Origin of the sequence: Treponema sp. HNW (assembly GCF_050320395.1) — a bacterium.
Taxonomy (GTDB): domain Bacteria; phylum Spirochaetota; class Spirochaetia; order Treponematales; family Treponemataceae; genus Treponema_C.
In genome coordinates this window covers 1,287,678-1,298,719 of record NZ_CP144459.1, presented here as the reverse complement: position 1 = coordinate 1,298,719, position 11,042 = coordinate 1,287,678, and the positions used below count along the sequence as shown (strand labels likewise).

Below are 11,042 nucleotides of genomic sequence, written 5' to 3'. Positions count from 1 at the left end.
ATTCCTTTAGCAATATATAACAGGCGCAACGGCCGTCAGGTTTTCCATACACGCTTCTCCTGCGTACAGCTTGACAATGATAACCGATGAATCCCTGAATTCGCTTAGAGGAAGAAAAGACATTTTTTCAGACTTGTCAAGTTTGCGCACAACACTGCCTGAAGGGCTCGTATATTCTACAGTCCAAAACGGAACGGCTTGCATATCAAACCCTTTTTTTACGATATTTTCTATGCGGCACTTTACGGCGGTATTTTTTTGTAACAAAGCTTCAAAAACGGGGCCCTTGGTTACATAGGTTTTTTGCGTTTTTATCGCACGAACTAAAGCAGTCTGCGCACCTATACCCGGCCTCGTTTTTACATATACGGCAAATTTATTTTCAAAACCGTCTTTACGGTGTAAATCCATTCCCGCAGTCATAGCAATACGTAAACCGCTTAAACAAAGGCTTTGCCACCACATCAAAGCCTGTTCGTTTGCTTCCAACGATTCGGGATTGTTTATAATTTCTATAAAATCCAAAACGGAATAGTCGTTCAGCTTCATTTCCCAGCGGCAGCCTTGCGCTATGGGGGCACCGTATGAAAACGGATGAGCAATTCCGGCCAAGGCACCCGTTTTTTTTATACTGCCCAATAAAAGTTCCGCACATTCTTTGTCGATATTTTCCCAGGGAATATATTCGTTCAAATTAAAACAGAGAATATGACCGTAATAAGTCGTATATTCCATGCCGAGTATACATTCTATCGGCGGTTTTTCTTTTTCCAATATTTTTTTTATTTTATAATGGCCTGAAATCGTATTGTGATCGGTAAGGGCAAAGGCATCAACTTCGTTTTCAACCATGTAATCAATCAATTCTTTAGCCGAAAGCGAGCCGTCGGATTCTATCGTGTGATTATGAAGTTCGAATCTTTTATACATATCAAAGGGCCTTTACGGATACGGTATAGCGCGTATCGTCACATAGAACGTTAAAAAAAATTATGATAACACGCAAAACCCCGTGTATCGAGTTTTGAGGGATTGCACCTTCGGTAGCTTCCGAAGCGGAAATATACAAGTGTCTGTCGGTCATTTGCCGGTGAATGCCGCCGATAAATTCATCATTCATCATAACGCAAAGCTGAATTTCGGTTTTCATATGCGCTGCGATTTCTTTTATCTGCGCTTCGTTTACTTCCGTTCCGTATTTTTCGAGAACTTGATTATATATTTCATCCCTGCCTTCCGGGGTCAACCGCTTTAAACGCTGTTTATCGAACGTAAGATGAACGTCCAATTCTTTATAGGTTTTATCCAAACACACCGTATACGCTATTTGTCCTATAAAACCTTTATTGACGCTGCCCTTTGCTTCATATATGAGTTTCATAATAAATAATCCCGCATGTTCAGTAAAAACTTTTCTCCCCGGGGATAGTGCTCAAAATCGATTACGCCGCCGAAATAGTCTTCGGCAGTCTTAATAATACGGTCTTTGCCGAGCTTTTTTTCCATCTGTTTTAAAAATCGTCTGTCCTGTAAAGCTTCGTAAAAAACCTTTAAACGAATCGATTCAATCGGCCCGTCTTTTCCCGGATAAACGCTGAACGGATCTCCGGCCGGAAATGCACCGCCGGCATCGGTTTGTACAAAGGGATCGACAAGCCTTTTTGAATACTGCGTATAATAAAAATTATAGCCCCAATGCAAAAAACCGTCTATACCGAATTTATACAATAAAAAGCCGATGATTCTGTTACGCCATGAGGGCATAGCCAAAAAGCGGTTGCTCACCTTTGATGCCTGTGCACAGCAATAATATCCCCACAGGGGTTTTACCTCGTGCTCTATAAAGGGGGCTATTTTATCTATTGCGGCAGCCGGAATTTCGGCAATTCCTTTTTTTATAAATTCGTAATCGGATAAAGCATCCAAAACGGGATAGTTTCCGATATGTTTTTTTACGGTGTCTTTTGCCCCGCGGTATGCTTCTGCATCGCAGATATCCGGTTCATCGGAAACATGAAAAAAAGCCCTGTCCTTAAATCCCGCTTTCTCGATTTCTTCGATAAGGCGGGGTAAAAAAGCCGCTAAAAAATCTTCGTATGTTTCGGGCACTTGGGACGTTTTTTTTCCGAAGATAAGCATTTTTTTCCCGTTTACGTATGCTTGAACATCGCACGGATATTGTGCCCCCCACTGCGTGTATAAGTGCCCTATTTCCAAGTATTTTATGCCGTGTTTTTTTGCAAGGGAAGCATAACGGTGAAAACGCTCAAAAGAAAAGCGGTAAGCGCCCTCCGTTTTTTCGACATCGACAAGCTGAACGATTTTTCGGCTTCCGGTAAGATCCGTATCGAGAGGAGGCGTAAACACCGGGGTCAACAAAACCGATACGCCGTTTTCCGAAGCGGTTTTTATAAACTCGTCGATACGCTTCCAATGGTTCTCGGAAAAAATATCATCTCCGTAGTAATCGGCAAGACAATCGAGATGCAACCATTGCGTGTATTTAAAATCGTCTTGTTCAAGCACTTCATCGGCTATGCGAAGCGAAAACGTACTCCGTGTCTGAAGAGCGCGGTCTTTACATTCGGCATATAGACGAATATCGTAAATACCTGCGTCGGCTGAAGGCGGAACGTTTATTTCAATCCACAAGGTTTCGCAATATTCCGTCGAAAGAATAAAGCTGCCCGGAGAGCCGTTTTCAATTTGTACGGGATAGAGGATATCGGGAAATAAGCCTTCTTTAAAGCTCAGATAATCCGCATCGCGCCTGTCCTTGTATGCGGTAAAACGGGCGGGAACGGAGCCGACGCGGTACACCTTGCAATAGGGCAAAAGAGCGGATTCAATACGCAGCGAAACTTCAATAGTGTCGGTTTCTTCTCCCGCAAAAGAAAGAGCCGCCTGATACGAAAAGCGTTCTCCTTTTAAAGCGGTACCGCGGTTTATCTGTTTTTTTAAAAGAGAAGAATCGGCACATACCTTTTGCAAAGAACTTACATTGCATATGCGTATTTCTTCTATGCGGTATGCATTGCTTGCCGCATGAAACCCTTTTTCATCGGTACAGTCGACACGGATATAACCTTCTTTTCCGAGCAATTTAAATACGGCTTCTTCTATACACTCTCCCTCGGCTGCAATCTTTTGATATACGCGCCGTCCTTCGGTAATAAGGGATATTTTTTTTACCGGAGATGTTTTTACATATACGGCTCCGTTTTCGGTATAAAGTTCTTTTATCTGCGGTCCCATTGATGTGTAAAAATCACCGTTTCTAAAAGCGTCCATAACCGCCCGATAGGTTAAACTTTTTGCCTTTATCATCGTAAAAGCACCGAAGGAATCGGAATCGGGACTGTCGAGAGAAACGCCGTTGTGATTATCGTCGCCCGCCACGCAAAAAAGCTTTTTACCGTTATAGATACGCAAAAGCTCATCGTAACACTGCGGAGCGCAGCCGTAAGAGCCTTCCTGCTCACAGCCGTAATTGAAGATTTCCATTGCCCAAAGATTTTTTAAATCTTTGTAATCGTCGTAGGTATGGAGCGACCAATAGGGATGATTGTATACGGTTAAAAAGCCGAGAGCCCGGACTTTTTCGATATACTCGTTGATTTCATCGATGCCGTAATACCAGTCGTTCGGCTGAATAAGGTGTTCTTTTTCTTCTTTGCGGTAATCCGGATCCGTATCTATCAAATTGAAGTGATAGGTTTTTACACGGTCAAACCCGCCTTCGGTGGTATCGGGTTCGCTTGTTTCCGCTTCAAGGCCGGCAACCGCTAAAAAATTGTCATCGCTTAATTCCGCGTGATGTTTGTATATACAATGGTCGGTATAGGCGATAATCGAATATCCCCTGCTTTGATATATCTTTTTTAATTCGGCAGGAGTAAAAGCTCCGTCGGAAAAAGTCGAATGACAGTGCATATTCGCTTTGTAAAACGCACCTTCTTGCGGAATGAGGTATCTTCGGCTCATCGGCGGCTTCCCTTTGCTCCGATTAACAAGGTGATTATCTCATAAGGCTTTACCTCGACTTTGATTGTGCCTTTTTTCCATGCCGTTACCGGATTTTCACTTAAATCGGCTTCACACCATTGTGCATTCTTCGGGAAGATTGATTCATGAAGGGAAAGCTCAACCGAGCCGCGGCTTCCCGTATATTCATGGAAGCGTATAAGGATATCCTGCGAATCTTCGGCGTATTTTATACAATCAAGGAACACTGCATTGTTTGAAAAGCTCAACAAGGATTTTTCCTCCGCAGCGCTTCCTTTTACGGCTCGCACGGGGTTGTTTAAATCGAAGGCATATTCTTCAACCCGTCCCTGCACAAAATCGCCCGTATGCGGAAGAAGAGCGTAGGTAAATTCCTGTATGCCTTTATCGGCGGCGTAATCGGGATCGACGGCACTTTTCAACAAACTGATACGCATTGTATTGTCTTTTATATCGTGCCCGTATTTTGAATCATTCAAAAGAGCAAGCCCGTAACCGGTTTCGCTTAAATCAATCCATTTGTGGGCAGGCGTTTCAAACTTCGCCTTTTCCCATGAAGTATTTTGCGTTGTGCTTCTGCATAAATTGCCGTATTGAATATCATAGCGCGCCTGTGTTGTACGTATATCGGGAGTAAAAGCCGCCTTTAGAATCTTTTGTCTTTCGTTCCAATCTATGCGGGTTTTAAAGTCGATACGAGGGCTGTCCGCATAAAACAGTATACTTTGTTCTATTGTGCTTTTATTATAGGCTAAGGATACCTGCACTGCAATATACAGATTGTTGCACTCAACTGTACAGGATTTTACATCGGTAATTTCTTCTTTTTTTAAGTCAATCGTAGGCTCAAGCTCCCATGCGTCAAAACAGCGGGGTTTATCTTCAAATATCTGAAGCACATTACCGCGCTCTTTTTTTGCAAAAACATTACGGGCGGCTTTTTTATCGAATAAGCTTGTTAATTGTCCCGCTTTATTCAAAACGGCGCGGAAAAAAGAAGTTTCAAGCCGTATGCCGCCGTCGGCATTTTGCACAAACCTCAAGCCCGCTGCCGTCTTTTTTTCCTGCGGAGAGTTTTGCGGTTTTTTATAAAAGGTGCAAAAAGAAAGGGGCGGTACTGCAGGATACAAAACAAGGGTATCACAGCCGCTTTGTACACTTTTAAGCGGGCTGCCCGCTGCCGTGTAAAAGGAGCTTTTTACCGCCGAACGGGTACCGTTTTTTTCCGTTTTTCCCGAAGCGGCGGAGGGAATACGGATAAACATATCCCGTGTAAAAGACGCCGAATTGAATGCCGTAAAGGTTTCTTCCGCCTCGGAGTTATCCGAACAATGCGTTAAATCGTTTAAACTTTTTTCACGCACCGCAGCGAGAATCTTTTCGGCTTGAGCATATTCGGCTTTACTGTCTTCGTACACTTCGTGAATGGACGAACCGGGAAGGATGTCGTGAAATTGATTGCGTAAAACGATTTTCCACGCTTCATAAATTGAAGCCTTGTCATCGGCAATCCGAAGCTCGCTACGTGAAGCATTGGATAAAGTGCCGCTTACAGCATTCGAAAATACCGACAGCATTTCGGTTTCTCTAAGCATAAATTCCAAACGGCGGTTCATTTTTTTCGTATAAGCCTGCGACGTGTAGGTCCCGCGGTGGAATTCCAAATACAGCTCGCCGTCCCATACGGGAAGATGTCCGTTCAGCTTATTCGCTTTAAGCGATTTATGAAGCCGCTGCAAAAAAGTTTCCAAACGTTCGGTTTTTACATACGGAAGGGCGGGAATCTTATTTAAAACGCGGATATTTTCAATCATATCGCGCGTCGGGCCGCCGCCGCCGTCTCCGTAGCCGTAGACGACAAATAAATCGCGGTTTAAATCTTTATTTTGATAGTTTTCCCATGTTCCCTTTATTACATAGGGACGCGTATCACCGTTATATGTATAAGTGGTATCTATGTTGCCTTTATCATCCATTTCGGCGGTGGTGATAAACTGAGTCAATACCTCCGAACCGTCTATACCGCGCCAGATAAAGGTATCGTTGGGCATACGGTTGGTATCGTTCCAGCTTATTTTTGAGGTAATAAAGGTATGCACACCTGACTTTTTTAAGATTTGCGGCATAGCCCATGAATAGCCGAATACGTCGGGAAGCCATAAAAAGTCGTTGTCGCAGTTGAATTCGGCTTTAAAAAACCGTTTACCGTAGAGGATTTGGCGTACCAAAGATTCCCCCGAAGGAATATTGCAGTCGCACTCGACCCACATTGAGCCGCAGGGTTCCCAGCGGCCGCTTGCAACACGCTTTTGAATACTTTTATACAGCTGCGGGTAGTCGTGTTTTATATACTCGTAAAGCTGGGCTTGGCTTTGCAAAAAAACGTATTCCGGATATTCCTCCATATACCGTTCGACCGTACTGAAGGATCGGGCGGCTTTTTCGCGCGTATGGCAGAGGCGCCACAGCCATGCAACGTCTATGTGCGTTTGACCGATAAGGGAAATGCGTATATCGGGTTTCCCCTGCCCCTTCATTACCTTATGCAAGTAAGAAAGCGCTTTCGGAATCGAAGCGTAAAATTGCTCGGATGCGGGATTCGTATAATCGATAAAACGGAAAGCTTGGGCAAGCTCATTTATAAGCCAAAGCTTATACGGATTGTCGTCGCTCAAAAGATGGGATGTTTCGATAATATTGCGCGAAAAAAAATACAGTTCGTCCGCCGCAATGTCGAGGTATGCACATTCGGCTTTGCGTATTTCCATACGCATTTCGGAAGGCTCGCCTCCGCCGTTTAAGCCCGACCATAATCTGAACAATAAATGTACTTTTCCGCTAAACGAATCCAAAAACACTTCACGGTGATTACCGTCAACCGCCTGAAAAATACTCCCGTTTATATACAACAAACTTTCAAAGTGGCTGTTGTTACCGCTTCCCTTTCGCGCTCCGAAATCAAATAAGGCGGCAAGACGCTTTCCTTTTCGTTTCGGAGGAAGGTCCAGTTCTTTTTCAATCCAATTATAAACCCCGTAGCCCTTCCATTGGAAGCCCCTGCCAACCAGTTTTGTATGCTCGGTATCCGGCTTTGATTTACCGACTGCACCGTCGTCTTCGTACCATTTAAAATCATCGATATCCGCGATTTTTTCGTATCGCAGATTTTCCAATTCTTCAACAAGATTATACAAACGCTCTTTATTTTTAAAATCAAAGGCCATAAAATCCTCCTAATGCAAATCCGGCAGTACAAACTTTTACAAAAGCCGCCCGCTCAGCCCTTTACCGCTCCTATCATAACACCTTTTGCAAAATATTTTTGTATAAAGGGATACACACATAAAATCGGGGCCATCGTAATAATGACTGCCGCCATTTTTAACGAATCCGATGTTGCCGCCCGTGCCTGCGCCGCAATCAGTTGAGAAATAGTCGCTCCTTCTTCCGATGCGGCCATCGCTTTTCTGAGCATTTGCTGTAAAACCGTTTGTACCGGCCACAGCTTACTGCTGTTCATGTAGAAGGCTCCGGCAAACCAGTCATTCCAATGATTAACCGCCGTATATAAGCCTATAACGGCAATAACGGGTTTACTCAGCGGTAAAATAATTTTCGTATAAATACCGAAATAACCGCAGCCGTCTATTTTTGCCGATTCTTCCAAGCTGTCGGGAATGGTATCGAAAAAAGTGCGCACCATAAAAAGATAATAGGCGCCTATAACTCCGGGAAAAATATATACCCAAAAACTGTTCAAAAGACCGAGGTTTTTATATTGAATATAAGTCGGAATCAAACCGCCGGAAAAAAGCATGGTAAGGGCAATGGCCATCGTAAAAAAGGTTCTGCCCGGAAGCGTTTTTATTTTTAGAACAAAAGCGGACATAGTAATCAGCCATACACTCAATACCGTACCGATAATTGTGCGCGCAATCGTTATGCGGTACGCACCGATAATTTTTCCGTCTTTAAAAACTTCTTTAAAATTTTGAAGCGTAAACATCCGCGGGAAAAAATACACACCGCCCTTTGCCGCATCCGCACCGTCGTTAAAAGCGAGGGCGAGAATATTCAAACAGGGAAGTATAATGGAAGCGCATAAAAGCAAAAGAATAACCACGATTATACCTTGCATAATACGGTCCGAGCGCTGCCGCCGGACTTTCATTTTTTTATATGATTGGGGTTTGTATTTCGGCGCATGCATATTCATGTCTATTCCTTTGTTTTTAATAAAATTCGGGAAACCGGGCTGTCCAAAAATTTCAGTTTTTGAACAGCCCGATTATCATCAGTAGAATAAAATCGTATCCGGATTTTCTTTGTATTTTGCTTCAATTAAAGCACGGAATTCATCGATTCCGGCAGCTTTAAGCTGAGCTCTGAATCCTTCAACAATCTTTTTTACCTCGCTGTCGGAAGAAGCATAGCAGGCTTGAATAATCATATCTTTATAGTCCAATAAAGACATAGCCGCATTTACCTTTTCCAATTCGGGCAAAAATGCGCTCGGTTTTAAACCGTTGAGCTTTTTATATGTCAGCGGGTAATCGCGGGCAAGTTCAACCGCTCTGGCATAGGTTGCGGAAGTTTCGGCTCCGGGCCGTGATTCGCCGAAATAAGCTTTATTTTGATTGTTCGTAAGCAGGAATTCCAAGCCGTAGTGTCCCGAACCGTCAAACGAAGCACCGTATTTGTTTATAAGGGTGTCGGTATCGCCGTCGGCCATAGCCTTTTTAACTTCATCTTTTAAAACCGGCTTTCCGTTTACCATGTCGTAGCTGACGCCTTCAACACCGTAGAGCATCAACAGCTGACCTTCTTTTGAAGAAAGATAATCCATAAGCTTTACGATTTCTTCCGGGCGCTTTGCCGTTGCGGGAATTGCCCATTGACCGTATCCGCGCTTACCGCCGGTAATTTTTGCTCCGCTTCCTTTATAATCAACCATGCGTGCCAAAGGAATCCACGTATCGGATTCGTAAATAATCGGCTTATAATTGTGAATATCGGCAATAACCGCAACACTGTTGTTTGCACACAATTCGCCTACACGGGTTTCGTCCATTGTAAAGAATTCTTTGTGCATTAAGCCTTCTTTTAACAGTTTTCTGACAAATTCGATTTGTTTGTACACCGAATCGGTTTCGGCCTCATGAAGTATCTTGCCGTCCTTTGTCCTGTTATACACATCGCCGTTGGCACCCCACTGTAAATCTCTAAGGATGTATTCGAGAGCATCCGCCGAGCCGCCCCAGTATTTCGGCCCCAAAGGTATAACGGTGTTACCGTTTTTATCCTTATAGTTTTTTGCTTTTATCTGCTTGAGCAGCTGATACAGTTTTTCGCTTGTATCGATTTTGCGTACATCAACTCCCAAATCTTCGGCTATGGATTTTTGTATATACATCCCGCCCAAATATTCTTCTTCGGGTTTCCATACCGTCGACTCGTCCACGGCTTCTATATTCAAATGCATAAAATAAGCTTTACCGCCGAATTCTTTGCGCCATGTAATATTGTTATAGGTATCGGGCGGCAAAAAGTTCTTATCGGAATATTTCGAATATACCTTTGTATTTTTTATATACGGCGTAAGGTCGGTAAAAATGCCGTCTACAGCCGCAGGATACAAAACACGGAATTCGGGCCGTGTGGAATCATTTAAATAACTGCAAATCATGTCGGGTAAATTTCCCGCCGCAATTTGAGCCGCCATAACGTAACGGTCTTCTTCGCCCGGAGTATACAAAAACTCGATTTTCATACCGGTGCGGCGTTCAAGTTCTTTCATAACCGGCGTGTTTAACTGGTCTTTGGGAAGCTGATAGCCTATATCGTCAACATAGGCTTGTACTTGAATCGTACGCTTCGCAATCCATGTTGACGGTTTCCCCGAGGAATCCGCTCCTTTTTCCGTACCGCCCTTCGCAAAAACAGCGGGTAAGAGCATACATGCGGCCGCTAAAACCGCAAGTATTTTTTTTACGTTTTTCATGTTCATAGAACATCCTCCTTTTTTATTTTTTTACCCCTCAATCGGAGCAAAACAGGACAGGATATGTTTTACCGGAATTTTAAAATATTCCGACATCGGTTAATTTTTTACATATTTTATTACTGCCCAGTACGAGAATTAAACCGACAATTCCCTGTAATAAACCTATTGCCGTCGCATAACCGAACTGACCGTTTGCCAATCCGACTCGGACAACAAAGGTGTCCAGGGTGTCGGCCAAGGCCATATTACCGGGGGTACGTAAAAGGTATATTTGGTCAAAACCCGATGAAAAAAGCCCTCCGATGCCTAAAATAAACAACACGCCGATTGTGCCGCGGATTCCCGGCAGGGTTATGTGCAGCATTTTTTTAATTTTACCGCAGCCTTCTATTTCGGCAGCCTCGTATAAATTCGGATCAACCCCGCTTATTGCGGCCAGATATATAATCGAATCCCAGCCGATATTTTTCCATAAATCAAGAATAAATAAAATCGGCAAAAAATATTTCGCTTCCATCAAAAAAAAGGTCGAACCGTCGCCGCCGAAAAAGGCTATAATTTGATTTATAACCCCGTTGTTCGGCGCGAGGATACGCTGCACCATCGTAATGATGATAACCGAAGATAAAAAGTGAGGAAGGTAGGTAACGGTTTGAGTAACTTTCTTAAATACACCGTTTTTCAATTCGTTAAGCAGCAACGCCAATATAATGGCAAAGGGAAATTCCAAAATCGTTTTCATAAACCCGACGGTAAGAGTATTTTTCAGCAAGCGGACGGCATCGTAACTCGTGAAAAAGGTACGAAAATACGTAAAGCCTATCCACGGACTGCGGAAAATTCCCTTCGCAGCCGAATACTTTTTAAAAGCCAATACAATACCGGCCATAGGTACATACGAAAACAGAATAAAGTACACAACGCAGGGGATAAACATCAAATACAGTACGCGGTGTTTGTGAATCTTTGTAACAAGCTCATTTTTGCGTAGACTGCCCGTACGAAACGGCTTACACACCGAACGGTTTTTCAT

General features: G+C 43.5%; 7 protein-coding genes. All 7 read right to left on the bottom strand.

Translation table 11 applies throughout. The annotated features are described in order from the left end of the window. Nucleotides 1–6: 6 nt before the first annotated feature. A complete protein-coding gene (locus tag V1L52_RS06060; RefSeq protein WP_428771632.1) occupies nucleotides 7–930 on the bottom strand; it encodes a CehA/McbA family metallohydrolase in 924 nt (307 codons plus the stop codon). Between the two features lies 1 nt (nucleotide 931). Continuing rightward, nucleotides 932–1,381: a DUF6669 family protein gene (locus V1L52_RS06055; protein WP_428771630.1), complete on the bottom strand. Its 450-nt coding sequence runs from the start codon at nucleotides 1,379–1,381 to the stop codon at nucleotides 932–934. Then, entirely contained in the window at nucleotides 1,378–3,984 is a 2,607-nt protein-coding gene (locus V1L52_RS06050) for a glycoside hydrolase domain-containing protein (protein ID WP_428771628.1), read from the bottom strand. The genes V1L52_RS06055 and V1L52_RS06050 overlap by 4 nt, the downstream gene beginning before the upstream one ends. Further along, nucleotides 3,981–7,229 carry an alpha-mannosidase gene (locus tag V1L52_RS06045; protein WP_428771626.1) on the bottom strand — a complete coding sequence of 1,083 codons (3,249 nt, stop codon included), beginning with the start codon at nucleotides 7,227–7,229 and terminating at the stop codon, nucleotides 3,981–3,983. The genes V1L52_RS06050 and V1L52_RS06045 overlap by 4 nt, the downstream gene beginning before the upstream one ends. A 53-nt stretch (nucleotides 7,230–7,282) precedes the next feature. Continuing rightward, nucleotides 7,283–8,221 (bottom strand): carbohydrate ABC transporter permease, encoded by a 939-nt coding sequence (locus tag V1L52_RS06040; protein WP_428771624.1) that lies wholly within the window; start codon nucleotides 8,219–8,221, stop codon nucleotides 7,283–7,285. A gap of 78 nt (nucleotides 8,222–8,299) precedes the next feature. Next, complete coding sequence (locus V1L52_RS06035; RefSeq protein WP_428771622.1) at nucleotides 8,300–10,012, bottom strand: extracellular solute-binding protein; 1,713 nt, start codon at nucleotides 10,010–10,012, stop codon at nucleotides 8,300–8,302. Nucleotides 10,013–10,085: 73 nt separating this feature from the next. Further along, the gene (locus tag V1L52_RS06030; RefSeq protein ID WP_428771620.1) at nucleotides 10,086–11,042 is read right to left on the bottom strand and encodes an ABC transporter permease; all 957 of its coding nucleotides are present in this window, start codon (nucleotides 11,040–11,042) and stop codon (nucleotides 10,086–10,088) included.

Coding starts and splice junctions, on each gene's coding strand:
- V1L52_RS06050 (WP_428771628.1), bottom strand. CDS start 3,984: ATGAGCCGAAGATACCTCATTCCGCAAGAAGGTGCGTTTTACAAAGCG.
- V1L52_RS06060 (WP_428771632.1), bottom strand. CDS start 930: ATGTATAAAAGATTCGAACTTCATAATCACACGATAGAATCCGACGGC.
- V1L52_RS06040 (WP_428771624.1), bottom strand. CDS start 8,221: ATGAATATGCATGCGCCGAAATACAAACCCCAATCATATAAAAAAATG.
- V1L52_RS06055 (WP_428771630.1), bottom strand. CDS start 1,381: ATGAAACTCATATATGAAGCAAAGGGCAGCGTCAATAAAGGTTTTATA.
- V1L52_RS06045 (WP_428771626.1), bottom strand. CDS start 7,229: ATGGCCTTTGATTTTAAAAATAAAGAGCGTTTGTATAATCTTGTTGAA.
- V1L52_RS06035 (WP_428771622.1), bottom strand. CDS start 10,012: ATGAACATGAAAAACGTAAAAAAAATACTTGCGGTTTTAGCGGCCGCA.
- V1L52_RS06030 (WP_428771620.1), bottom strand. CDS start 11,042: ATGAAAAACCGTTCGGTGTGTAAGCCGTTTCGTACGGGCAGTCTACGC.